The sequence below is a fragment of the Bacillus sp. RB3 genome, from assembly GCF_030164735.1.
GTDB lineage: Bacteria > Bacillota > Bacilli > Bacillales > Bacillaceae_G > Bacillus_A > Bacillus_A cereus.
On the sequence record NZ_JASNGE010000001.1, the window covers coordinates 155620 to 180877 of the forward strand.

Below are 25258 nucleotides of genomic sequence, written 5' to 3' on the forward strand. Positions count from 1 at the left end.
AACTTCTTTTTTATTATTGTACCGCTATTACTTTATTTATTTTTTGTAACGGTTTGTAACCGTGTGCTTCAAATGCCTTTGCAAATTCATTTGATACGGCAGTGCCATATAAATCTTTTGCAGCTTGTACAATATGAGATTGAAGTGATTCAAAGTCTTCAGCGGAAGTTGCATAATTTTGCAATGCACGCATAACAACTTTACTTACTTTTTCATTGCCTTGTTTTTGAACAGCAACACCGTTATATGTTTTACCTTCAGCTAATTGATATAATACGTGACTGATAATACCAGAATTCACGTGTGATTCTTGATTATTACCATCGTTATAGAAATCTTGTAAATTTGTATATAATTTATGACCGCCGTCACCAATTTCCCTTGGGATATCACGAATTGTTAGGCCACCTAATGTATCGCCCATAATCCAGTTTCCTTTATCTTTCTTTACGTAATATTCGATTTGTGTACCCCAGAAATCCGCTAATCCCTCGTTTAGTGCAGATGTTTCAGCGCTTGGATATCTCACGACTTTATTTTTCGTCGTGCCACTGAATACAGCATGTCCAAATTCATGAGCTGTTACATCAAGAGCGGATGTTAGTTTTCCGCCTAAACCATCACCAAATACCATTTGGTTCCAAGCGGGATGCCAAAATGCATTTACATAGTCTTCTTTTACACCATCACTAACTTCAGTAGAATCAAAACCGTGTACACTAGCAACAACTTTTGAATCTTTATTGTCGTAACTTTTTAGGTTATGTTCTTTCTTAAAGTAATCGTAAATATCACTCATATTCTTCATAGCGCCCGCGGCTTCTTTATCTGCAAAATTAGGAGTACTACTTGAAATTAGTGTCCCTGGATAACCAGCTTGACTATATCCTCCGAGGGAATCGGCGTAGTTTGCATTATAAATATAAATACCATTTCCGCGTGATAAATCCGCTAAATAAAATTTCCCATCAGTTCCTTTGGCAATATTGAAAGAGATGTTTTCTTGAAGTGCATTTTTCCCAGTTCCTTGCTCACTTGCAGGGGATAATCTAGATGATGTTACTTGATTTATAGTCTTATTCTCTTTGTTTTTAATGAACTTTTCTTGGAAAAGTACTTCGCCAGTTTTTAGATCAACGATAGCATTGCCGTTTATAATTTGTTCATTGTTTTCATAAGTAAATGTAATAACAGTTGCGAATGTATAATAGCCATCTTTTTTCTTATAAACAACGGTTTCGCTAGAGAATTCTGTCTCAACTGCATCACTTGGAATTTGAACTATATCGCGTAATTTAGATTTTACTTCATTTTTCGACAAAAAATTTGTTATAGTAAGATTAGGTTGTTGATTTAAATTCTGAACAACTTTACCACTAACAGTTGTGATCACTCCATTTTTATCTACTTTTACAATGAGATCTTGGCCATATACTTTATAGTTTTTATATGTTTGTGCAAGGCGAACTTCGGTTTGATTTTCTTTAGTTTCTTTATTTGTAGGTTGGAAATCTACATTTTTTTCAGTAGTGACTTGTTCTTGTTGAGCTTTCGCCCCATTTACCTCACCTTTTAAATACTTTTTAGCAATATTTTCTTTCGTATCATTTTGAGGTTGTGTTAATTTCCCGATTGTTAAACCAGGCTGAGCAATTTCAACTTTGACTGCACTTTTGTCTAACTCTTGAGCATGAATAGCTTCTGTTGATAAAGGGCAAAGAAGACCGAATGTAACGAAAGCACTAGCAAGTTTTCTATAATTCATCTATAACACTCCTAATCTATTATTGTATGTGAGATGAATTGTATGAAAAATTTGCCGAATTATATATATATTATGCATTATTTCATATCAAAAATTGTCGAATTCACATTATTGTAGTGGTATGACAACTTAAAAAACTAGATTGTTATAATGGGATGGTGAGTAAGTATGCACGCAGAAAAATTAGGAAGTGAAATTAAGAAAATTAGGGTGATGAGAGGATTAACACAAAAACAGTTATCCGAGAACATATGTCATCAATCGGAAGTAAGTCGAATTGAATCGGGCGCGGTATACCCAAGTATGGATATATTGCAAGGTATTGCAGCAAAATTACAAGTTCCCATCATTCATTTTTATGAGGTACTTATTTATTCTGATATTGAGAGGAATAAGCAGTTAAAAGATCAAATTATTCTGCTTTGTAAGCAAAAAAAATATAAAGAAATTTATAATAGAGTATGCAATGAATTGAAAAAGGAAGAATATCATCCCGAGCTTCAGCAATTTCTTCAATGGCAATATTATGTAGCTGCTTACGTATTGAAAAAAATCGATTACGAATATTGCATTTTAGAATTAAAGAAATTGCTCAATCAACAACTGGTAGGAATAGATGTATATCAGAACCTTTATATTGAAAACGCAATTGCAAACATTTATGCTGAAAACGGCTATTTGAAGCAGGGTATTGATTTGTTTGAAAATATATTAAAACAATTAGAGGCATTGCATGATAATAAAGAGTTTGATGTGAAGGTGAGACATAATCATGCAAAAGCATTATACATAGACAATCAATACGAAGAAGCGCTTTGTCACGCAAATAAAGCCATTGACCTATCGTGTCGAATTAACAGTATGACATTGATTGGACAGTTATACTTTCGAAAAGGTGAATGCCTAGCAAAACTTGGGTGTGATAGAGCAGAAATTGAAGATGCTTACGAAAAAGCATGCTTCTTTTTTGATATATTAGGAAACCATGAATTAAAAGAATCACTTATAAAAAAAATGAAGAAATAAAAAAGACATAAAGAACAAATATGCATAATTGCATAAAGTCTGGATAATTTTTCATGATATATTTAAAGAAAAAATGCGGGTGATGGAATATGAAAAAACTACTTATTGGTAGTTTACTAACGTTAGCGATGGCATGGGGTATTTCATTAGGAGATACAGCATTAGAGAAAAACCAAATAATTTCTCATAATAATCAAGAGATACAATTAGCTAATGAAGTACCTTTTGAGTTCTAAAAAACAACCGTCTTACTTAGACGGTTGTTTTTTTATGGAGTAACATCCAAACGTCTTTACTAGAAACAGGTTTGCTAATAAAGAATCCTTGAATGTGATCACAATTTTGTTTATGTAAAAATTCCCATTCTTCTGCTGTTTCTACACCTTCTGCAATCACTTTTAAATTTAGTTCTTTTGATAGTGTAATAATGGAAGAGACAATTGCTTCTTCTAAAGGGCTAGTTGTAATTCCACAAATAAACTCTCGAGCGATTTTTAATGTGTTGATTGGATATTTTGTTAAATAAGCTAAAGAACTATAACCAGTACCAAAGTCGTCGATTGAAATTTGAATACCGAGATTTTGAAGTTGTTCTAGTTTTGCAACTACAGATTGATTTTGATTAATTGCGATGCTTTCCGTAATTTCAATATCTAGTGCTTCTGGTTTCAGTTCTGTCTCTTCCAACACCTTTGAAATAGTTGGGATTAAATCTGCATGGTTAAATTGAACAACAGATAAATTCACACCAACTTTTAAGTGAGAAAAACCTTGATTATGCCATCTTTTTGCTTCTAAACAGGCAGTACGTAAAATCCAATTGCCAAGTTCAATAATAAAACCAGTTTCCTCTGCTAGAGGGATAAATTGGGCAGGAGATACGATACCGAGTTTTGGATGCTTCCAACGTATTAATGCTTCAAAACCGATAATTTGTTTTGTTTTTGTGCTTACTTGTGGCTGGTATTCAAGGAAAAATTCATTTTGTTGTAATGCTTTTGAAAGTTCACCTTCTAAGAATTGAATTTCATTTTGAGCGATACTCATTTCTTTTGAGAAGAAAACAAATCGGTTTTTTCCATTTGCTTTCGCACGATACATAGCCATATCAGCATTTTTCATTAATTCATTTACATTAGTTCCATAATCAGGGTACATCGCAATTCCGATACTTGGTGTAATAGAGAGTTCTTCGCCTTGAATGAAGAATGGTTTGTTTAAAATAGTTAAAATCTGTTCAGCTATAAAAATTGCACTTTTTTCTGAGTACATTTCTGGTAACAGAATTGTAAACTCATCTCCACCTTGGCGAGCGACGATATCTTTTGAACGCAAGCAACCGCGTAATCTTTTTGCTACTTCAATTAATAATAAATCTCCAACGTCATGGCCAAGTCTATCGTTAATTTTTTTAAATCGATCTAAATCAAGGAATATGACGGCGACATCATTTGCGTTAGTTTGGGCTGTATTTAAAATGGCTTTTAAATCTTTTTCGAACTTTCGACGATTTGGTAATCCAGTAAGTGCATCGTGAAAGGCTAAATGCTCTACTTGTTTTTGTTTTTCATATAGAGTGGTAATATCACGCGCTATCCCAAACATTCCGACCACTTCTTTGTTTATAAAAGTAGGGATAAGTGTAATATGAAGATAATAATAATAGCCTTCTTGTTCTTTTGTACGAACTTCTAACGTTTGTGGCCTACCTTCCTTTGTAATTTGTAAAGCCTTCTTTAGTAGTTCGTGGTCTTTTGAATCAATGAAGTGTACCAGAGAATAGCTTGCTACTTCACAATAATAGGCAGTAAATAAGCTTTCGCATGCCTTATTAGATTGTTGAAAAATGCCATTCATATTTAAAGAGAAAACGGCATCGGGATGATCTTCGAATAAAGACTTATAGCGTTGTTCACTTTTTGATAATGCAAATGCACCTTCTTCAACTTCGTCCTCTAGTTGTGTAGTCAACTGTTCATATGTAAGGATTAGTGTTTGATTATCTTTCCACATGTAAAGTTGCCGCAAGAATAACAAAATAAGTGATAATACGAGACCAATTAACATAAATTTATCATCCCAAGGTTGAATGATAATAAAGGAAAAAGTAATAATTATACTAAAATAAGGTAGTATAAAACGTACATAATCGAATCGATAATATTTTGCTTTCGTTTCATGTTGCATTGGTTTATCCAAGATATATAGTATGGAAGAAAGTCCAATTAATAAAATAGAAGCAGTGTGTATTAAATAATTAAATTCAGGAGAAGTTTTCATCCCAAAATTTAATTGAAACAGATGGATGTAACCGTATACGAGTATAATAGTGAAACCGATAATTAATGCGATTCTACTAGAAGAATATTGTTCTCTTCTATAAAGACTAATAACGGCGTAAATTACTAATGATTGTGCAATAAAATAGCCAATTAAAATCCAAGTTTCCTTTGTTAACATACGGAAGCTTGAAAGGTCCAAGATAAAAGTTAAAGTGAAATAAATGTTCATAATAACAATAAAGATGCTATCGAATGAAAATTGAGCAAGACCCTTAATAGAGTAAATTTTTATAAACTTTATAGCAAATCCAACAAAGAGTAAAACATATTGTATGATAAAAAAAGGTAATGCTTTATATGAGAATATAACTTGCTTATGAATAGAAAGTGAAGGAAGAAATAAAGTTATTTCCATAGCTAACCCGCATAGACAAGTACATAATAATAAAATCCAAAATAATTTATCACCATGCGTCATTTTTCTAATCGCTTTACATAAGCAATAGCAAGAAAAAAGTGCAGCGAAACAGAATAAGAAAAGAATCCCGATTTCTTTTATATTCGACTCATTTGGTATAAGGAATATCCAAAGAGCAAATATAAATATGTATATTATGACAGATTGTATATACTTTTTTTGATTAATCATATTATGACTCCGTTTCAATAAAGTTGAATCTCGGGGAGAAAATGCTAATTTAAATAATAGCATATAAAACAGAATGTTTTTTACTATAAAAATTACTTTTTTGAAAAAATGGTGCAAAGTTACAATTTACCACTGTAACGTTGCACCACTTATTCTTTTAATTCCTCTTATAGCAGAAAGTTCATCTATTAATTGGAATAGTGCTAAGTCTTTTTGTTTACTTTCAATCATAATATCGAAATTATGATTGTTTTTTTTCGCAATGTGTAAGAAGGGCTTAATAAACTCTAAATCGATATATTCAGCATGGGCCCTAAATTCTTTTTCCGATCTCGGGGAGGAAATGTGAACTTTAGGAGAGATATTTGTATGTGACCAAGTTTCAAAAATTGCAGGAAGCAACTCTTCTAGTGGTTCTTCGCAAAGATTGGCCATATGATGATGATAATCAAATACAAATGGGATATTTTCTTTTTGGCAAATTGATAAAGTTTCAGCGGTTGTATAGGTTTTATCATCATTTTCAAGAGTCATTTGTTTTTTTATATGTGTAGGAAGTTTTTTTATGTTTTCATGGAAGCGCTCAATTGCCTTTTCTTTATTTCCATAGGCTCCACCTACATGAATATTAATGTAAGAAGAATCTGCAATGCCTATAGCATCCAATATTTTATAATGATAAGTCATATCCGTAATAGCGTTAGTAGTAATATGTGGCTTGTCGCTTGTAAATAGCGTAAATTGATTTGGATGAAAACTTATTCGTAAATTGTGTTCTTTAATTAAAGCCCCTATTTTACGCCAAAGTGGTGTGAATACCCCAATATAGTCAAACTCGACTTCGGGATGTGTTGCAAGTGGGACGATGGAAGACGATAGGCGATATAGTGGGATTTCATGCGCTATATTGTAATGAAGGATACGTATTGTGTGCTCTAAATTTTGCTTTATAACATGGTACAGTTTGTCTTCTCGTTCTTGCTTGCTAAGTTTCTTAAAACTTGTAAACGTCATTGTTTTGGCAGGAGAACAGTCCCAGAGTGCCATTGCATGTGAGACATATCCAAACCGTATAATCATATGAGATACACCTCTTTTATTCATTGTCTTTCCTATAAAAAGAAAGCAAGTATTGTTCCAATCCATTCCTTTCCTCTATTGATAAGAGAAGGCGGGTTTACATCGCTATATGAAAGTACGGATGCATTCTCTAGATCTTCATGAAATTTATTTTTTACTGTTTGAATGAAATGTTTATTATATAACAGGCAGTTTATTTCATGGTTAATATATAAACTTCTCATATCAAAGTTTGCCGTTCCGATATCACAAATATCATCGTCCACTATAATAATTTTGGCGTGAAAAAACCCTTGTTGAAATGCATAAATATTGCAACCAGCCTGTATTAATTTTCGGCAGTACGGGAATTTTGCTTCCCGAACGAGAGGGTGATCAGCTTTTTCTGGAACAAGAATTGTGATTTGAACCCCTCTTTCTCTTGCTTTTAATAAGGCATTCATAATTTTTTTTCCAGGAATGAAATATGGCGTACCGATACAGATTTCTTTTTTTGCTCCGTTAATTAAATGTAAAAAAGTATGCTGTAAATAAGCACCATCAGTCGGAATAAATTGATGCAAGATGGTACCTGGTTGTTGTTTTGGAAAATAAAGAGAAGCATCCAATAAATTCTGTTTCGTATCATCAAACCAATCATGCAAAAATTGCTTTTGTAAATCTTGAACCCCTTCTCCTGTAAGACGTAAATGATAGTCTCGCCATAATCCTAAGTGTTCATTATGCCCTAGATACTCTTCGCCAATATTAAATCCCCCGATATAGCCGGTTTTCCCATCAATCACTGTAATTTTTCTATGATTTCTTTGATTGGCAGAAAAGAAAGGAAGAGGAAATTTTACCTTATGACAAAATGAAAAAGATACACCATGTTTTTGCAGGGAGCGAATAGCTTCGTTTGATAAAGAATGGCTGCCAAATCGATCAAGTAAAAGTCGTACTTCAATTCCTTCCTGAGCCTTATCAATCAGCAACTTTAAAAATTCACGACTGATTTTATCGTTTTTTACAATGAAGAATAAAATATGAATGTGGTGCTGTGCTTGTTTTATATCAGTAAATAAAGCATCATATAAATCTTTCCCATATGTATAAAGGTGAAAATCACTTTGACGTAAAGGGAAAGTGCGAGAGCTTACCCGTTTTAAATGAAGAAGTCTCCCATATGAAAGGTCAATTGTAATCCAAAGAGCAACGGATATTAACAAAAGAGATAAGTAGAGCATCAGTGAATTCCCTCCTTCGCATTCTTTTCACCTTCAGTATGTTACAAATGATACGGGTAGCACGGCTGTTATTATAAATTTCTTTAGAGGATAGATGTTGTACTAATTAAAGTTTCACTTTATCCTGCTTTAACGGGCAGTAAGCCTTTCACCTCAAAAACTGTTGGATAAGTAGAAGTTAGTTAGGAAATCAACTGCCCGTAAAAGCCCGATTGGTTCAACTAATAATCAGTGGGGGATGAACCACCCCTACTGATTAAAGTTTCACTTTATAGTTTCACCGAAATAAACAGCTTTATGAAAAAATGTGTTGTTCTATAACAAAAAACTGTTGACTGAATGCTCACTCATTATATAATGGGGATAGGGGATATAATTCAGAAAATTATATATTTTTGAAGATTCAAAAAGAAAGAGGGCTTACAAAGAGAGGGGTAGCATAAAAATGAATAGCTTACTGATTATTAATTGGCTGGCTGCCATTGCTGTTATTGCTTATGCAGGATATTTGTTTGTATATCTTATACGGACGAGAATGGCCTACATACAATTAGGAAAAAAAATTGAGTTTGACCGTCGTTTTAAAGAGCGTTGGGATCTCCTTAAGGTCAATGTTTTCGGTCAGAAAAAGCTGCTGAAAGATAAGAAAAGCGGCATCATTCACGTTATGTTCTTTTACGGATTTATTCTTGTCCAATTTGGAGCAATTGACTTCGTTTGGAAAGGACTCGCACCAGGATCACATCTTCCACTTGGACCACTATACCCTGCATTTACATTCTTCCAGGAAATTGTCACACTTGTTATTTTAATTGCAGTATTTTGGGCTTTTCATAGACGTTATGTAGAAAAGCTTGTTCGTTTAAAACGTAACTTCAAATCAGGTCTTGTTCTTATTTTTATCGGTGGTTTAATGATTTCTGTGCTACTTGGTAACGGTATGGGACTTATATGGCATGGCGAGGAGCTTTCATGGAGTGAACCAATTGCTTCTGCAATCGCTTACGTTTTTAGCGGGATAAATGAAACCGTAGCCATTTCAGTGTTCTATTTTTCTTGGTGGGTGCATTTACTAATTTTGTTAACGTTTTTAGTGTATGTTCCACAATCAAAACATGCGCATTTAATTGCAGGACCAGCTAATGTATTCTTCGGTCGTCTTTCAAACCCAGGGAAGCTTGAAAAGATTGATTTTGAAGATGAAACGCAAGAAACATTTGGTGTTGGTAAAATTGAAGACTTTAGACAAAATCAACTTATTGACTTATACGCTTGTGTAGAGTGTGGCCGTTGTACAAATATGTGTCCGGCAACAGGAACAGGAAAAATGTTATCACCGATGGACTTAATTTTAAAACTTCGCGATCATTTAACTGATAAAGGAGCTGCGGTAACATCAAAAGCACCGTGGGTTCCAGTAGTTGCCTTCAATAATACACAAGGAAATCAGTTAGCGATGATGGCAGCTGGAAAAGGGCAACAAGAATCAGCGTCTACAACGCTCGCTTACGATCCGAGTTTAATCGGAGATGTTATTACAGAAGAAGAGATCTGGGCATGTACAACGTGCCGTAACTGTGAAGATCAATGCCCAGTTATGAATGAGCATGTTGACAAAATTATTGACTTACGTCGATATCTCGTTTTGACTGAAGGAAAAATGGACGCGGAAGCACAACGCGCGATGACAAATATCGAGCGTCAAGGAAATCCGTGGGGGCTGAACCGTAAAGAGCGTGAAACATGGCGCCAAGGTGATGACGAAGTAACAGTTCCAACTGTAAAAGAAAAATCAAAAGCTGGGGAGGAATTCGAGTATTTATTCTGGGTTGGTTCAATGGGATCATACGACAATCGTAGTCAGAAGATTGCGATATCGTTTGCGAAGTTAATGAACGAAGCAGGCATTTCATTCGCAATTCTCGGTAATAAAGAAAAGAATTCTGGAGATACACCACGCCGCCTTGGAAATGAATTTGTATTCCAAGAGATGGCGACAAAGAATATCGAAGAATTTGAAAAGGCAGGAGTGAAGAAAATCGTTACGATTGATCCTCATGCTTATAACACATTTAAAAATGAGTATCCGGACTTTGGCTTGCAAGCAGAAGTCTATCATCATACAGAATTGTTAGCTCAGTGGGTGAAAGAAGGGCGCTTAAAGCCTGTTCACGCTATTGAAGAAACAGTTACGTACCATGATTCCTGTTATTTAGGAAGATACAACGAAGTGTATGAAGCGCCACGTGACATTTTGAAAGCGATTCCTGGAGTGAATCTTGTAGAAATGGCACGTAACCGTGAAACGGGAATGTGCTGTGGCGCAGGTGGTGGCTTAATGTGGATGGAAGAAACAACAGGTTCACGTATTAACGTTGCTCGTACAGAACAAGCATTAGCTGTACAGCCATCCATTATCGGTACAGGTTGTCCATATTGCTTAACGATGATCAGTGATGGAACGAAAGCGAAAGAGGTAGAAGAGAAGGTTCAAACTCTTGATGTGACAGAGATTTTAGAACGATCTGTTATCGGACAGAAAAAAGAAGCGATGTAGTTTGTAAGAATGTATACAACTTTAGAAAGAGGTGCAATGATTGCACCTCTTCTCAACGTAGGGATACCGAGCGAGCGCTCAGTGTTAAAAAATGAAATGGGGGAAAGAAACATGAGTAAAACAGTTATTTTAAGTGCTGCAAGAACACCAGTTGGAAAATTTGGAGGATCTTTAAAAGATGTAAAAGCGGCGGAACTTGGAGGAATTGCAATTAAAGCAGCGCTTGAAAGAGCAAATGTTGCGGCTAGTGATGTTGAAGAAGTTATATTTGGAACGGTTATTCAAGGTGGACAGGGGCAAATTCCATCGCGCCAAGCTGCAAGGGCTGCTGGAATCCCATGGGAAGTGCAGACGGAAACAGTGAATAAAGTTTGTGCATCAGGACTTCGTGCGGTTACGTTGGCGGATCAGATTATTCGTACTGGCGATCAATCACTAATTGTAGCTGGCGGTATGGAGTCGATGAGTAACAGTCCTTACATTTTACGCGGAGCAAGATGGGGATACAGAATGGGCAATAACGAAGTTGTTGATTTAAACGTTGCTGACGGTTTAACATGTGCATTTTCAGGTACACACATGGGCGTTTATGGCGGAGAAGTTGCGAAGGAAGATGGAATTTCTCGCGAAGCGCAAGATGAATGGGCATATCGTAGCCATCAGCGTGCGGTTTCAGCGCATAAAGAAGGGCGTTTTGAAGAGGAAATCGTGCCAGTAACGATTCCGCAAAGAAAAGGCGATCCTATTGTCGTTGCAAAGGATGAGGCGCCACGTGAAGATACAACGATTGAAAAGTTAGCAAAGTTAAAACCTGTATTTGATAAGACAGCGACGGTGACAGCTGGTAATGCGCCGGGACTAAATGATGGTGGTGCCGCACTTGTATTAATGAGCGAAGACAGAGCGAAGCAAGAAGGAAGAAAGCCATTAGCGACAATTTTGGCGCATACAGCAATCGCAGTGGAATCTAAAGATTTCCCAAGAACGCCAGGTTATGCAATTAACGCATTGCTTGAAAAAACAGGCAAGAAAATTGAAGACATCGATTTATTCGAGATTAATGAAGCATTTGCAGCGGTAGCAATTGCAAGTACAGAAATCGCAGGAATTGATCCGGAAAAATTGAATGTAAATGGCGGCGCGGTAGCGATGGGACATCCAATTGGAGCAAGCGGAGCGCGCATTATCGTTACACTAATCCATGCACTTAAGCAGCGCGGCGGCGGAATTGGAATTGCTTCGATTTGTAGCGGTGGCGGTCAAGGGGACGCAGTGATGATTGAAGTCCACTAATTAAAGTTCGAGGGTATAAAATTTATTAACAATTAAGGGGGAAGAAAAAATGGGTGTACAAAACATTGTTGTAATTGGTGCAGGGCAAATGGGATCAGGAATTGCACAAGTATGTGCAATGGCAGGATATGACGTGAAGGTACAAGATTTAAAGCAAGAGCAATTAGATAGAGGAATGGCTATCATTACGAAAAACTTAGCGCGCCAAGTAGAAAAAGGACGCATGAAGGAAGAAGAGAAGGAAGCGACATTAAATCGTCTTACAGTAACGCTTGATTTAGATTGTGTGAAAGAAGCGGATCTTATTATTGAAGCAGCTGTTGAGAAAATGGATATTAAAAAGAAAATCTTTGCGAATCTAGATGAAATTGCTCCAGAACACGCAATTTTAGCGACGAATACGTCATCTCTGCCAATTACAGAAATTGCAGCGGTAACGAAGCGTCCGGAAAAAGTAATCGGTATGCACTTTATGAATCCAGTTCCAGTTATGAAGCTTGTTGAGATTATTCGTGGTTTGGCTACCGATGATGCGGTATATGAAGCAATTGAAGATATTACGAAAAAAATTGGGAAAGTACCAGTTGAAGTGAATGATTTCCCAGGTTTTGTATCAAACCGCATTTTACTACCGATGATTAACGAAGCAATTTATACGTTATATGAAGGTGTAGCGACGAAAGAAGCAATTGATGAAGTCATGAAGCTTGGTATGAACCATCCGATGGGGCCTTTGACACTCGCTGATTTTATCGGTTTAGATACGTGTTTATACATTATGGAAGTGTTGCATGAAGGATTAGGAGATAGTAAATATCGCCCATGTCCATTATTACGTAAGTATGTGAATGCAGGATGGTTAGGGCGTAAAACAGGTCGTGGATTCTACGTTTACGAATAAATGTCCCCTTTGTTACAACATAGTGGTCTTACCAAATTATTTAAAGGATATATAGCAAATGGAGGCGGAATATATGAACTTTCGTTTTAATGAAGAGCAGCAAATGATGAGGAAAATGGTTCGGGATTTTGCACAGAAGGAAATAGCTCCCTTTGTTCCTAGTATGGAACAAGGGGTGTTCCCGAAAGAGATTTTGCAAAAGATGGGTGAGCTTGGATTAATGGGTATTCCAGCGCCTGCAAAATACGGCGGGGCAGAAATGGACTTTATTTCTTACATTCTAGCAATTGAGGAAATCTCAAAGGTAAGTGCAACAGTTGGTGTAATTTTAGCTGTACATACGTCAGTTGGAATGAATCCGATTTTATATTTTGGAACAGAAGAACAGAAGAAACAATATGTTTCTAAACTTGCAACCGGGGAATATTTAGGTGCATTTGCTTTAACAGAGCCAAATGCAGGATCAGATGCAGGGAGTTTGAAATCAAGAGCTGTGAAAAAAGGTGATCATTATATTATTAATGGATCGAAAGTGTTTATTACAAATGGTGGTGAAGCAAGTACATACATTGTATTCGCTTCTACAAATCCAGAGGCAGGAAAAAGTGGTATTTCTGCATTTATAGTAGAGAAAGATACACCTGGTTTAATCATTGGAAAAGATGAACATAAGATGGGACTTCTCGGTTCTCGTACAGTACAACTTACTTTTGAAGATATGAAAGTGCCAGCTGAGAATTTACTTGGGGAAGAAGGACAAGGATTCAAAGTGGCGATGGCGAATTTAGATGTTGGGCGAATTGGAATCGGTGCGCAGGCGTTAGGAATTGCTGAAGCGGCGCTTGGCTGTGCAATTGATTATGCGAAAGAACGTGAGCAATTCGGAAAACCAATTGCGGCGCAGCAAGGGATTGGCTTCAAGCTTGCAGATATGGCAACAAGTGTCGAGGCAGCAAGGTTACTCGTATATAGAGCGGCATCTCTTAGGGCACAAGGATTACCATGCGGTAAAGAAGCATCTATTGCGAAATTATTTGCTTCTAAGACAGCGGTTGAAGTCGCGATTGAGGCGGTGCAAGTATTTGGTGGTTACGGTTATACGAAAGACTATCCAGTAGAACGATTTTTCCGTGATGCGAAAATTACGCAAATATATGAAGGAACAAGTGAAATACAGAAACTTGTTATTAGCCGTGCTTTATAAAAGGGCGAGGGGGAGACGGAGATGCATTTTAAACTATCAGAAGAACATGAAATGATAAGAAAAATGGTTCGAGATTTTGCTAAAAATGAAGTGGCACCAACAGCAGCTGAGCGTGATGAAGAAGAGCGATTTGATCGAGAGTTATTTGATCAAATGGCAGAGCTTGGTTTAACTGGTATTCCATGGCCTGAAGAGTACGGTGGAATTGGAAGCGATTACTTAGCATACGTAATCGCTATTGAAGAATTATCTCGCGTTTGTGCTTCAACAGGTGTAACACTGTCTGCGCATACTTCACTTGCGGGATGGCCAATTTTTAAATTTGGGACGGAAGAGCAAAAGCAAAAGTTTTTACGGCCGATGGCTGAAGGGAAGAAAATTGGTGCATACGGCTTAACGGAACCAGGATCTGGATCGGATGCTGGTGGAATGAAGACAATCGCAAAGAGAAATGGCGATCATTATATTTTAAATGGATCAAAAATTTTCATTACAAATGGCGGTATTGCTGATATTTATGTTGTTTTTGCGCTAACTGATCCTGAATCGAAGCAGCGCGGTACGAGTGCATTTATTGTAGAAAGTGATACACCGGGATTTTCAGTTGGGAAGAAGGAGAGCAAGCTAGGGATTCGCTCTTCACCAACGACTGAAATTATGTTTGAAGATTGCCGTATTCCTGTAGAGAATCTACTTGGAGGAGAGGGGCAAGGGTTTAAAGTTGCGATGCAAACATTAGATGGAGGTCGTAACGGTATTGCGGCGCAAGCTGTTGGGATTGCACAAGGGGCTTTAGATGCTTCTGTAGAATATGCAAGGGAGCGCCATCAGTTTGGAAAACCAATTGCGGCGCAGCAAGGGATTGGCTTTAAACTTGCGGATATGGCAACAGATGTAGAAGCAGCACGCCTTTTAACATATCAAGCGGCTTGGCTTGAATCAGAAGGGCTTCCGTATGGAAAAGAATCAGCGATGTCAAAAGTATTTGCAGGCGATGCAGCGATGAAGGTGACGACTGAAGCGGTGCAAGTATTTGGTGGTTACGGTTATACGAAAGATTATCCAGTAGAGCGTTATATGCGAGATGCAAAGATTACACAAATATATGAAGGAACACAAGAAATTCAGAGGCTTGTAATTTCTCGTATGTTAACGAAGTAGGAACGAAAGCGTAGGTATTTTCCTACGCTTTTTCCTTCCAAAAAATAATAGAGAGAGGTGAAGGGAATGGTTAAACATAATGTGCATGCATCGGTGAAAGATGAAAAATTAGTTGCGTTAAGACGTGAACAAATGATTAAAGGTGCGGTGCAACTGTTTAAACAAAAAGGATTTCCGCGTACAACAACGAGAGAGATTGCAAAAGCGGCTGGGTTTAGTATAGGGACACTTTATGAGTACATTCGTACCAAAGATGATGTTTTATATTTAGTTTGTGATAGTATATATGAACATGTAAAAGAAAGATTAGAGGAAGTAGTGTGTACAGAAAAAGGGAGTATAGAAAGTTTAAAGATAGCAATAACGAATTACTTTAAAGTGATGGACGAATTACAGGAAGAAGTATTGATAATGTATCAAGAGGTACGCTTTTTACCGAAAGAATCACTTCCGTATGTATTAGAAAAGGAGTTTCAAATGGTAGGAATGTTCGAGAATATTTTAGAACAGTGTACGGAAAATGGAACATTTACATTAAATAAAAAAGAAATACAGCTTCTTGCGCATAATATTTTTATACAAGGACAGATGTGGGGATTTAGACGCTGGGCGCTGCAAAAACTGTATACGCTCGAAGAATATACAGAAATGCAAATTAGGTATGTATTGCAAGGGGCCCATATGCTTCCGAAATAAGGAACAGACAAATTATAATTTTACTACCCTATAAAAGTTTCCCGTTTTTTTTGTAGCATATTTGTGCGACTTTTGTTTATAATGAATAGTATGGATTTTTTTAAGCAGGCCGTTATATATAAGGTTATATTTGATGAAAGGAAGTGCCGCATAAGTGGATTTTAAGCAATATTCACCAGAAGAGCTAAAAGAATGTTCAATGATTGAAGTTGTACATAGCGTTTTAGGGGATAAAAAACAAGCAACGACATTCAACGAGTTGGTTCAAGAAATCGCTCAAGTGCTGGGACTATCTCAAGAGCAAGTTAATGCGAAAATCGCACAATTTTATACAGACTTAAACATCGATGGACGTTTCATTAATTTAGGAGAAAATCGTTGGGGACTACGCAGCTGGTACCCATATGAGCAAATTGATGAAGAAATCTTGCCTCAACCAAAACCGAAGAAGAAACGTAAAGTTGAAGAAGACGGTTTTGACGACTACATTGAAGAAGACGAAGATGACTTCGACGATGCAGACGTAAGTGAAGATGAAGACGATGTAGAAGATTTGGACAAGGTTCTTGAAGAAGAAGACGGAGATGACGACGATCTTGATGATTTAGACGAAGATGACGACGACTTCGCTGAAGAAGAACTTGAGTATGATGAAACTGAAGAAGAAGAAGAGGAAGAACTGTAGTTCTTGACTTTTCATTATCGTCCATGTAGAATCATTTTTGGGCTCTTTAAAAAAGGACGATAATACTTTTAAAGTGTAAATATAAAAGAAAATTGCTCCCTACTTATTACTTTTTGTGATGAGGGGAGCAATTTTCTTTTTTGTTTTTTGTTTAGAAAATAAAAAGAGTCTAACAATAAGATGGATATAGTGTTATCTACATACGTTGCGCTTTGCAACGGTGATTATATAACAGCAAAATAGAAGGGAGCTTTTTCATGACTAAGTATATTTTTGTAACAGGCGGTGTAGTATCGTCTTTAGGAAAAGGTATTACAGCAGCATCTCTTGGAAGACTTTTAAAAAATCGTGGTTTAAACGTAACGATTCAAAAGTTTGATCCATACATTAACGTAGACCCAGGGACTATGAGCCCATACCAACACGGTGAGGTATTCGTAACAGATGATGGCGCAGAAACTGACTTAGACCTTGGTCACTATGAGCGTTTCATCGACATTAACTTAAACAAATACAGCAACGTAACAACAGGTAAAATTTACTCTTCAGTTCTTCAAAAAGAGCGTCGCGGTGAATATTTAGGAGGAACAGTTCAAGTTATTCCTCATATTACTAACGAAATTAAAGAACGCGTATATCGTTCTGGTCGTGAAACAAATGCGGATGTTGTTATTACAGAAATCGGTGGAACTGTTGGTGACATCGAGTCTCTACCATTCTTAGAAGCAATCCGTCAAATTAAGAGCGACATCGGTCGTGACAATGTAATGTACATTCACTGTACGTTAATCCCGTACTTAAAAGCAGCGGGTGAAATGAAGACAAAACCAACACAACATAGTGTTAAAGAACTTCGTAGCTTAGGTATTCAACCAAACATTATCGTTGTTCGTACAGAAATGCCTGTTTCTCAAGATATGAAAGACAAGCTTGCATTATTCTGTGACATCGATACAAAAGCAGTTATCGAAGCTCGCGATGCAGATACTTTATATGCGGTTCCATTATCTCTTCAAGAACAAAACATGGACCAAATCGTTTGTGACCACTTAAAATTAGACAATCCAGCTGCAGATATGACAGAGTGGACTGCGCTAGTTAACAAAGTGCGTAATCTTTCTAAGAAAACAAAAATCGCTCTTGTTGGTAAATATGTAGAACTTCAAGATGCTTATATTTCTGTTGTAGAAGCACTTCGTCATGCTGGTTACTCATTCGACACAGATGTAGAAGTAAAATGGGTAAATGCTGAGCACGTAACAGCAGAAAACGTAAAAGAATTAGTTGGCGATACAGATGGTATCCTTGTACCAGGTGGCTTCGGCGATCGTGGTGTAGAAGGTAAAATCGTTGCGATTCAATATGCTCGTGAAAACAAAGTTCCATTCTTAGGAATTTGCTTAGGTATGCAACTTGCATCAATCGAATTCGCACGTAATGTATTAGGTTTAGAAGGTGCTAACTCTTCTGAAATCAACCCTGACACACCATATGCAATCATCGACTTATTACCAGAACAAAAAGATGTAGAGGACCTAGGTGGTACACTTCGTCTTGGTCTATACCCATGTAAGCTTGCTGAAGAAACAAATGCTTACAATGCTTATAATGAGCCGGTTGTATATGAGCGTCATCGTCATCGTTATGAGTTCAACAACCAGTTCCGTCCTGATATGGAAAAAGAAGGATTTGTATTCTCTGGTACAAGCCCAGACGGCCGTCTAGTTGAAATCATTGAATTAAAAGACCACCCTTGGTTCGTGGCAGCACAGTTCCACCCAGAACTTGTTTCTCGTCCAAACCGTCCACAACCATTGTTCCATGACTTCGTAAGAGCTTCTATTACGAATAAAGAGAGCAAGTAATAAAAAAAGCGCCTGAAATAAGGCGCTTTTTTTTAATATTCATTTAACATTTCATCGATTGTAAATTTGATTCCGTGATAAGCAAATAAAGCTACTATTAAACTTGGGAATCCGTAGCGATTACCTTCATCGTCTGGAATAAGACCTTTTAACAGTTTTGTATCAATATGTACGTCTGTATATCGTTCGAGTGATTCCGTACCTTCTTGAAGAGCAGAAATGCCGACAATAGAGTGTCCCTCTTCTTGTAGTTTTTTTGCAATTTCTACAACCGCTTCATCTGTTGAAAAACGGCTAATAAGAAGTACACGATCCGCAGAGGTTATTTCTGCTTCTTTACCATTTTCAAATAAGCGTTTTGCTTGCTTCATTGGTTCAGCACCGAATAGTGCCTCGGCAACAACGCCTTCCATTTCATTTGTACCATGTAAATAAATGAAACCATCGCCAACTAGTGCTTGAGCAAGTAAACGAGCACTATCTTCTATATTCATTTCTTCTTTTTGAGAAACTCTGGAGAAATAACCACTTAATTGAGTTGAAAAAATTTTTAACATAATGTTACTCCCTTCGTACGTGTTTGCCGGCTTTCATTATAGTTTATTTTTTTAGAAAGGTGAAATCGTAGGGTAGCATAACAAAATAGGAAACGGTAAAATAAGAAAGAATAGGAAGGAATTTGCCAAAGAATAGCGAAAATAAATCGTTAAGATATAAGAAGCTTTAAATCTTGTACTTACACAGAAAGGTTGGGAATTATGGAAGGTAAAATTTTAATCGTTGATGATCAATATGGGATTCGTGTGCTATTACATGAAGTGTTCCAAAAAGAAGGTTATCAGACATTCCAAGCAGCAAATGGATTTCAAGCTTTAGATATCGTGAAAAAAGATAATCCAGATTTAGTAGTGTTAGATATGAAAATTCCAGGCATGGATGGTATAGAGATTTTAAAGCATGTAAAAGAAATTGATGAGAGTATTAAAGTAATTTTAATGACTGCTTATGGAGAGCTTGATATGATCCAAGAAGCAAAAGATTTAGGTGCTTTAATGCATTTTGCTAAACCATTTGATATTGATGAAATTCGTCAAGCTGTGAGAAATGAGCTCGCTGTAGAGGCGTAAAAATGAATTTTTTATAAAAAATATGGAAAAAAGCGTTTACATGGACTATTGTGCAGGTGAATACGGTTGAGTTTTTGAGTACAAGTTGTTATCCTATTGAGTGTAGAAAAAAGTCCGGTATGTAGATATACATATTTTACCTTATTCTGGTCATACTACCAGCGATAAGAACTTATCGGATACAAAAAACGTTTTTTAGGAGGATTCACCATGCCTTTAGTTTCTATGAAAGAAATGCTAAACAAAGCACTAGAAGGAAAATACGCAGTTGGTCAATTCAACATGAACAACTTAGAGTGGACTCAAGCTATCTTAGCTGCTGCGGAAGAAGAAAAATCTCCTGTAATCCTAGGTGTATCTGAGGGTGCAGCTCGTCATATGACTGGTTTCAAAACAGTTGTAGCTATGGTTAAAGCTTTAATCGAAGAAATGAACATCACTGTTCCTGTAGCGATTCACCTTGACCATGGTTCAAGCTTCGAAAAATGTAAAGAAGCAATCGATGCAGGTTTCACATCTGTAATGATCGACGCTTCTCACCACCCATTCGAAGAAAACGTTGAAACTACTAAACAAGTAGTAGAATACGCACACGCTCGTAACGTATCTGTTGAAGCTGAGCTTGGAACAGTTGGCGGACAAGAAGATGACGTAATCGCTGAAGGCGTAATTTACGCTGACCCAGCAGAGTGTAAGCACCTTGTTGAAGCAACAGGTATCGATTGCCTAGCTCCAGCTTTAGGTTCTGTACACGGTCCTTACAAAGGTGAGCCTAACTTAGGATTCGCTGAAATGGAACAAGTTCGTGACTTCACTGGCGTACCTTTAGTATTACATGGTGGTACTGGTATCCCAACTGCTGATATCGAAAAAGCTATCTCTTTAGGTACTTCAAAAATCAACGTAAACACTGAGAACCAAATCGAGTTTACAAAAGCTGTTCGTGAAGTATTAAACAAAGACCAAGAAGTTTACGATCCTCGTAAATTTATCGGACCTGGCCGCGACGCTATCAAAGCAACTGTTATTGGTAAAATTCGCGAATTCGGTTCTAACGGTAAAGCGTAAGAATAAAATTCCGTTTTGGAAACCGTCTAGTCTTTTAGACGGTTTCCTTTCGTTGTATAATGAAAGCGTGAACAAGTCTAAAGATTTTATCATTTTTGGTTTTTAAATAGAAAATAATGTGCATAGTCCTATTAATAAATGTGATAACGTATCTAAATTGATAAAGTACATTCGATGAATAGTTGATCTTTATCTATTCGTGCTACAGGAGAAATGAAGATAATGGTTTCCTATTTATTGAGTTTTGGGATGGAAAGAGTAATTGAGATTCTTAAGGGGAGCTTTCTATAAAAAGATAGAAAGTAAATACATTCACAAGAAGGGAGCTCAATATGGAAAAATTGCTAATTGAAGGCGGAAGAGCTTTAAATGGAACAATTCGAGTAAGTGGTGCAAAGAACAGTGCCGTTGCATTAATTCCAGCGACAATTTTAGCAGATACTCCAGTAACTATTGGTGGTGTCCCTAATATTTCGGACGTGAAAATGTTAGGAGACTTACTAGAGGAAATTGGAGGGAAAGTAACTTATGGACAGGAGGAGGAGATGGTAGTCGATCCTTCTAACATGGTTGCAATGCCTTTGCCAAATGGAAAAGTGAAAAAATTGCGCGCTTCTTATTATTTAATGGGTGCAATGCTTGGCCGTTTTAAAAAAGCTGTTATTGGGCTTCCGGGTGGATGTCATTTAGGCCCGAGGCCGATTGATCAGCATATTAAAGGGTTTGAAGCGCTAGGTGCACATGTTACGAATGAACAAGGTGCCATCTATTTAAGAGCAGATGAGCTACGCGGGGCACGTATTTATTTAGATGTTGTTAGTGTAGGAGCTACGATTAATATTATGCTAGCAGCTGTACGAGCAAAAGGTAGAACTGTTATTGAAAATGCAGCGAAAGAGCCTGAGATCATTGATGTAGCTACATTGTTAACAAGCATGGGAGCACGTATTAAAGGTGCTGGTACTGATGTAATCCGAATAGATGGTGTTGACTCTTTACATGGTTGTCACCATACTATCATCCCAGATCGTATTGAAGCTGGTACGTATATGATTCTAGGAGCTGCATCAGGAGGAGAAGTAACGGTTGATAACGTTATTCCTCAGCATTTAGAATCAGTTACTGCAAAGCTAAGAGAAGCTGGTGTTCAAGTTGAAACGAACGATGATCAAATTACGGTGAACGGTAATAGAAAGTTAAAAGTAGTTGATATCAAAACGCTTGTATATCCAGGTTTTCCAACGGATTTACAACAGCCGTTTACGACGCTTTTAACAAAGGCGCACGGGACGGGAGTTGTAACAGATACAATTTACGGTGCCCGTTTCAAACACATTGATGAATTACGTCGTATGAATGCTCAAATTAAAGTAGAGGGTCGTTCGGCAATTGTAACTGGTCCTGTATTATTGCAAGGTGCAAAAGTGAAGGCGAGTGATTTACGAGCAGGAGCGGCACTTGTTATTGCAGGATTAATGGCAGATGGAATTACAGAAGTAACAGGACTGGAGCATATTGATCGAGGTTATGAGAATATAGTGGACAAGCTTAAAGGGCTTGGAGCAAACATTTGGCGAGAACAAATGACAAAGCAAGAAATTGAAGAAATGAAGAACGCATAAGTGATACTTCCGCAAGGGGGAAGCGAAGCATCACTACTTGCGGAAGTATCACTTTATAGAAAAACACGGTTCACAAAATACGGCAGAAATATAAAGACTTAAAGGAGAGGGATTATCGTGGAGAGAAGTTTATCTATGGAGTTAGTACGTGTAACAGAGGCTGCAGCTTTATCATCAGCGCGTTGGATGGGGCGCGGGAAAAAGGATGAGGCAGACGGTGCAGCAACATCAGCTATGCGTGATGTATTTGATACAATTCCGATGAAAGGTACAGTTGTAATTGGTGAAGGTGAGATGGATGAAGCACCAATGCTATATATCGGAGAGAAATTAGGTACAGGATATGGACCACGTGTAGACGTTGCGGTTGATCCTTTAGAAGGGACAAACATCGTAGCAGCTGGTGGCTGGAATGCTCTTGCTGTTATTGCAATTGCAGACCACGGTAATTTGTTACATGCCCCTGACATGTACATGGATAAAATCGCGGTTGGCCCAGAAGCAGTTGGGGCGGTCGACATTGATGCGCCTATTATTGATAACTTACGTGCAGTTGCGAAAGCGAAAAATAAAGATATTGAAGATGTTGTAGCGACAGTTTTAAATCGTCCACGTCATCAAGAAATTATCGAAGAAATTCGTAAAGCTGGTGCGCGCATTAAATTGATTAATGATGGAGATGTAGCTGGAGCGATTAATACAGCGTTTGATCGTACAGGTGTAGATATTTTATTTGGATCTGGTGGAGCACCTGAAGGTGTATTAGCAGCAGTTGCTTTAAAATGTTTAGGTGGAGAAATTCACGGGAAACTATTGCCACAAAACGAAGCTGAATTAGCACGTTGTAAAAAAATGGGCATAGAAGACATTAATCGTATCCTTCGCATGGAGGACTTAGTAAAAGGTGACGATGCAATCTTTGCAGCAACAGGCGTAACAGATGGAGAACTATTACGCGGTGTTCAATTTAAAGGTAGCGTAGGAACAACGCAATCCCTTGTTATGCGCGCAAAATCAGGCACAGTTCGCTTCGTGGATGGACGTCATAGCTTGAATAAAAAACCAAACTTGGTTATTAAATAAAAAGCGTAAGCAGCTCGTTCAGAATGGGAGGGGGATGGAGCTTCTGACGTAGAGGCGCTTTTTGCCTCGTAGGAAGAAGTGAAGCCACCGACCATTCTAGCTGCTGAAGCTGGATTAAGTAAAAAGCGGAGGTGGCTTGCTCAGAAGGGGAAGGCATTGGAACTCCTGACGAAGAGGCGTTTTGTGCCTCGCAGGAAGGGGGGAAATGACTGACCCTTCTAGACACCGGAGCTGGATTAAATAAAAAGTGCAAGCGGCTCGCTCAGAAAGGTTAAAATGGTCGACTTTTCTAACTATCGGAGCTGGAACTAAATTAAATAAGAAGCGAAGACAAATTTTCTTGTCTTCGCTTCTTGTATTTGTGTTCCAACGTATTGATTAAAACTAGATAAAAGGGTTACAATAGTGAATATTACCCTACTTGAACTTATTGCCTTTCATTATTAATTATTTGCCTTCCGTATTTTTTCCCTTTACCCATGAAAAAAGAGAATAACGTTAAAGTGTGGTGTCTGAATGAATTTGTCAATTGCAGCATTAGAAAACATGAAATTAAAAGAGTTATACGAGCTTGCGAAAGAATTTAAGATTTCGTATTATAGCAAATTAACGAAAAAAGAGTTAATTTTTTCTATTTTGAAAGCTCGAGCAGAAAAAGAAGGTTTCTTTTTCATGGAAGGCGTATTAGAAATTATTCAATCAGAAGGATTTGGATTCCTACGTCCTATCAACTATTCTCCAAGCTCAGAAGATATTTATATCTCAGCTTCGCAAATTCGTCGTTTCGATTTACGTAATGGAGATAAGGTTTCTGGTAAAGTACGACCTCCGAAAGAAAATGAACGCTATTTTGGGTTATTACAAGTTGAAGCTGTAAACGGAGATGATCCAGATTCAGCAAAAGAGCGTGTGCATTTCCCTGCATTAACACCATTATACCCAGATCGCCAAATGAAATTGGAAACGGAACCTAAAAAGTTACCGACACGCATCATGGATTTAATCGCACCAGTTGGATTTGGACAACGTGGTTTAATTGTTGCGCCTCCAAAGGCTGGTAAAACAAGTCTATTAAAAGAAATCGCGCATAGTGTTACAACAAATCATCCGGAAGCAGAATTAATTGTACTTTTAATTGATGAGCGTCCAGAGGAAGTAACAGACATTGAACGTTCTGTTAAAGGAGATGTTGTAAGTTCTACTTTTGATGAAGTGCCAGAAAATCATATTAAAGTAGCTGAGCTTGTGTTAGAACGTGCGATGCGTCTTGTAGAGCACAAGAAAGATGTTATCATTTTAATGGATAGTATTACCCGTTTAGCTCGAGCTTACAACCTCGTTATTCCACCAAGTGGTAGAACATTATCAGGTGGTATCGATCCAGCTGCCTTCCATAGACCGAAGCGTTTCTTTGGAGCTGCGCGTAATATTGAAGAAGGCGGTAGCTTAACAATTTTAGCAACAGCCCTTGTTGATACAGGATCACGTATGGACGATGTTATTTACGAGGAATTTAAAGGAACTGGAAATATGGAACTTCACTTAGATCGTTCATTAGCTGAACGTCGTATCTTCCCGGCGATCGATATTCGTCGTTCTGGTACACGTAAAGAAGATCTATTAATTCCAAAAGAACATTTAGACAAGTTATGGGGCATTCGTAAAACAATGCGTGATACACCAGACTTCGTTGAAAGTTTCTTACGTAAGCTTCGTCAAACGAAGACAAATGAAGAGTTTTTACAAAACATTGTTGCAGACTCAAAAAGGTATGTAACAACTAAGTAAAGGGAAAAAATCAGGACTCGCTTATTTTATAGTAAGCGAGTTTTTTATGCTGTTTAGGTGATATTAAAGAGAGAAATAAGTGAGAGAACCTTAGCCAGTCAGAGCTAAACGAGCCGTCTCCACTTTAAGATAATATCGAGCTCCAGCGGCTAAAATCTCCGGTCATTTTGCTCTCTCGCA

20 protein-coding genes are annotated in these 25258 nt (G+C 37.4%); 15 read left to right on the forward strand and 5 right to left on the reverse strand.

The window, feature by feature from the left end; genetic code table 11:
• Positions 1 to 13 precede the first annotated feature (13 nt).
• Positions 14 to 1765, reverse strand: coding sequence for a M4 family metallopeptidase (locus tag QO049_RS00720; protein WP_246961658.1), 1752 nt, complete (start codon positions 1763 to 1765; stop codon positions 14 to 16).
• Between the two features lie 168 nt (positions 1766 to 1933).
• Here QO049_RS00720 and QO049_RS00725 point away from each other — a divergent pair, with 168 nt between their 5' ends.
• Positions 1934 to 2791 carry a helix-turn-helix domain-containing protein gene (locus QO049_RS00725; protein ID WP_000542925.1) on the forward strand — a complete coding sequence of 286 codons (858 nt, stop codon included), beginning with the start codon at positions 1934 to 1936 and terminating at the stop codon, positions 2789 to 2791.
• 89 nt (positions 2792 to 2880) lie between these two features.
• Positions 2881 to 3027, forward strand: coding sequence for a quorum-sensing peptide PapR (locus tag QO049_RS00730; protein WP_000734726.1), 147 nt, complete (start codon positions 2881 to 2883; stop codon positions 3025 to 3027).
• 16 nt (positions 3028 to 3043) lie between these two features.
• On the opposite strand, the gene QO049_RS00735 is transcribed toward QO049_RS00730, so the two are convergent.
• The 3 genes from QO049_RS00735 to cls form a co-directional block, all read right to left on the reverse strand.
• Complete coding sequence (locus tag QO049_RS00735; RefSeq protein ID WP_246961654.1) at positions 3044 to 5722, reverse strand: DUF4084 domain-containing protein; 2679 nt, start codon at positions 5720 to 5722, stop codon at positions 3044 to 3046.
• A 126-nt stretch (positions 5723 to 5848) separates the two neighbouring features.
• Positions 5849 to 6802 carry a UV DNA damage repair endonuclease UvsE gene (gene uvsE, locus QO049_RS00740; protein WP_284489086.1) on the reverse strand — a complete coding sequence of 318 codons (954 nt, stop codon included), beginning with the start codon at positions 6800 to 6802 and terminating at the stop codon, positions 5849 to 5851.
• Between the two features lie 32 nt (positions 6803 to 6834).
• Complete coding sequence (gene cls / locus QO049_RS00745) at positions 6835 to 8028, reverse strand: cardiolipin synthase (protein ID WP_000966417.1); 1194 nt, start codon at positions 8026 to 8028, stop codon at positions 6835 to 6837.
• 445 nt (positions 8029 to 8473) lie between these two features.
• Here cls and QO049_RS00750 point away from each other — a divergent pair, with 445 nt between their 5' ends.
• The 8 genes from QO049_RS00750 to pyrG all read left to right on the forward strand — a co-directional run bounded on the left by QO049_RS00750 (position 8474) and on the right by pyrG (position 18390).
• Positions 8474 to 10585: a (Fe-S)-binding protein gene (locus QO049_RS00750; RefSeq protein ID WP_001086776.1), complete on the forward strand. Its 2112-nt coding sequence runs from the start codon at positions 8474 to 8476 to the stop codon at positions 10583 to 10585.
• 9 nt (positions 10586 to 10594) lie between these two features.
• Positions 10595 to 11878, forward strand: coding sequence for an acetyl-CoA C-acetyltransferase (locus QO049_RS00755; RefSeq protein ID WP_002025101.1), 1284 nt, complete (start codon positions 10595 to 10597; stop codon positions 11876 to 11878).
• Positions 11879 to 11927: 49 nt separating this feature from the next.
• A complete protein-coding gene (locus QO049_RS00760) occupies positions 11928 to 12779 on the forward strand; it encodes a 3-hydroxybutyryl-CoA dehydrogenase (protein WP_000538880.1) in 852 nt (283 codons plus the stop codon).
• Positions 12780 to 12852: 73 nt separating this feature from the next.
• Positions 12853 to 13983, forward strand: coding sequence for an acyl-CoA dehydrogenase (locus QO049_RS00765; RefSeq protein ID WP_001011182.1), 1131 nt, complete (start codon positions 12853 to 12855; stop codon positions 13981 to 13983).
• Between the two features lie 21 nt (positions 13984 to 14004).
• A complete protein-coding gene (gene acdA / locus QO049_RS00770; protein WP_246961650.1) occupies positions 14005 to 15144 on the forward strand; it encodes an acyl-CoA dehydrogenase AcdA in 1140 nt (379 codons plus the stop codon).
• 66 nt (positions 15145 to 15210) lie between these two features.
• Positions 15211 to 15840 carry a TetR/AcrR family transcriptional regulator gene (locus QO049_RS00775; RefSeq protein WP_000238599.1) on the forward strand — a complete coding sequence of 210 codons (630 nt, stop codon included), beginning with the start codon at positions 15211 to 15213 and terminating at the stop codon, positions 15838 to 15840.
• 154 nt (positions 15841 to 15994) lie between these two features.
• Positions 15995 to 16525 (forward strand): DNA-directed RNA polymerase subunit delta, encoded by a 531-nt coding sequence (gene rpoE, locus QO049_RS00780; RefSeq protein ID WP_000346280.1) that lies wholly within the window; start codon positions 15995 to 15997, stop codon positions 16523 to 16525.
• A 257-nt stretch (positions 16526 to 16782) separates the two neighbouring features.
• Positions 16783 to 18390 (forward strand): CTP synthase, encoded by a 1608-nt coding sequence (gene pyrG / locus QO049_RS00785; RefSeq protein ID WP_000170460.1) that lies wholly within the window; start codon positions 16783 to 16785, stop codon positions 18388 to 18390.
• Between the two features lie 32 nt (positions 18391 to 18422).
• On the opposite strand, the gene QO049_RS00790 is transcribed toward pyrG, so the two are convergent.
• On the reverse strand, positions 18423 to 18947 hold the full coding sequence (locus tag QO049_RS00790; RefSeq protein WP_098381971.1) for a DUF2529 domain-containing protein: 525 nt from the start codon (positions 18945 to 18947) through the stop codon (positions 18423 to 18425).
• A 201-nt stretch (positions 18948 to 19148) separates the two neighbouring features.
• Here QO049_RS00790 and spo0F point away from each other — a divergent pair, with 201 nt between their 5' ends.
• From spo0F to rho, 5 genes are all read left to right on the forward strand, one after another.
• A complete protein-coding gene (gene spo0F, locus QO049_RS00795; protein WP_000398594.1) occupies positions 19149 to 19517 on the forward strand; it encodes a sporulation initiation phosphotransferase Spo0F in 369 nt (122 codons plus the stop codon).
• Positions 19518 to 19727: 210 nt separating this feature from the next.
• A complete protein-coding gene (locus QO049_RS00800; protein ID WP_001131855.1) occupies positions 19728 to 20585 on the forward strand; it encodes a class II fructose-bisphosphate aldolase in 858 nt (285 codons plus the stop codon).
• A gap of 332 nt (positions 20586 to 20917) precedes the next feature.
• On the forward strand, positions 20918 to 22207 hold the full coding sequence (gene murA, locus QO049_RS00805) for a UDP-N-acetylglucosamine 1-carboxyvinyltransferase (RefSeq protein ID WP_000413254.1): 1290 nt from the start codon (positions 20918 to 20920) through the stop codon (positions 22205 to 22207).
• Positions 22208 to 22324: 117 nt separating this feature from the next.
• Positions 22325 to 23290, forward strand: coding sequence for a class II fructose-bisphosphatase (glpX, locus tag QO049_RS00810; protein WP_000442340.1), 966 nt, complete (start codon positions 22325 to 22327; stop codon positions 23288 to 23290).
• 516 nt (positions 23291 to 23806) lie between these two features.
• Positions 23807 to 25078 (forward strand): transcription termination factor Rho, encoded by a 1272-nt coding sequence (gene rho / locus QO049_RS00815; RefSeq protein ID WP_001053903.1) that lies wholly within the window; start codon positions 23807 to 23809, stop codon positions 25076 to 25078.
• The last annotated feature ends 180 nt before the right edge of the window (positions 25079 to 25258 follow it).

Coding starts and splice junctions, on each gene's coding strand:
- murA (WP_000413254.1), top strand. CDS start 20,918: ATGGAAAAATTGCTAATTGAAGGCGGAAGAGCTTTAAATGGAACAATT.
- QO049_RS00775 (WP_000238599.1), top strand. CDS start 15,211: ATGGTTAAACATAATGTGCATGCATCGGTGAAAGATGAAAAATTAGTT.
- cls (WP_000966417.1), bottom strand. CDS start 8,028: ATGCTCTACTTATCTCTTTTGTTAATATCCGTTGCTCTTTGGATTACA.
- pyrG (WP_000170460.1), top strand. CDS start 16,783: ATGACTAAGTATATTTTTGTAACAGGCGGTGTAGTATCGTCTTTAGGA.
- QO049_RS00800 (WP_001131855.1), top strand. CDS start 19,728: ATGCCTTTAGTTTCTATGAAAGAAATGCTAAACAAAGCACTAGAAGGA.
- spo0F (WP_000398594.1), top strand. CDS start 19,149: ATGGAAGGTAAAATTTTAATCGTTGATGATCAATATGGGATTCGTGTG.
- uvsE (WP_284489086.1), bottom strand. CDS start 6,802: ATGATTATACGGTTTGGATATGTCTCACATGCAATGGCACTCTGGGAC.
- QO049_RS00760 (WP_000538880.1), top strand. CDS start 11,928: ATGGGTGTACAAAACATTGTTGTAATTGGTGCAGGGCAAATGGGATCA.
- rho (WP_001053903.1), top strand. CDS start 23,807: ATGAATTTGTCAATTGCAGCATTAGAAAACATGAAATTAAAAGAGTTA.
- QO049_RS00790 (WP_098381971.1), bottom strand. CDS start 18,947: ATGTTAAAAATTTTTTCAACTCAATTAAGTGGTTATTTCTCCAGAGTT.
- QO049_RS00730 (WP_000734726.1), top strand. CDS start 2,881: ATGAAAAAACTACTTATTGGTAGTTTACTAACGTTAGCGATGGCATGG.
- QO049_RS00735 (WP_246961654.1), bottom strand. CDS start 5,722: ATGATTAATCAAAAAAAGTATATACAATCTGTCATAATATACATATTT.
- QO049_RS00725 (WP_000542925.1), top strand. CDS start 1,934: ATGCACGCAGAAAAATTAGGAAGTGAAATTAAGAAAATTAGGGTGATG.
- acdA (WP_246961650.1), top strand. CDS start 14,005: ATGCATTTTAAACTATCAGAAGAACATGAAATGATAAGAAAAATGGTT.
- QO049_RS00720 (WP_246961658.1), bottom strand. CDS start 1,765: ATGAATTATAGAAAACTTGCTAGTGCTTTCGTTACATTCGGTCTTCTT.
- QO049_RS00765 (WP_001011182.1), top strand. CDS start 12,853: ATGAACTTTCGTTTTAATGAAGAGCAGCAAATGATGAGGAAAATGGTT.
- QO049_RS00750 (WP_001086776.1), top strand. CDS start 8,474: ATGAATAGCTTACTGATTATTAATTGGCTGGCTGCCATTGCTGTTATT.
- QO049_RS00755 (WP_002025101.1), top strand. CDS start 10,595: ATGTATACAACTTTAGAAAGAGGTGCAATGATTGCACCTCTTCTCAAC.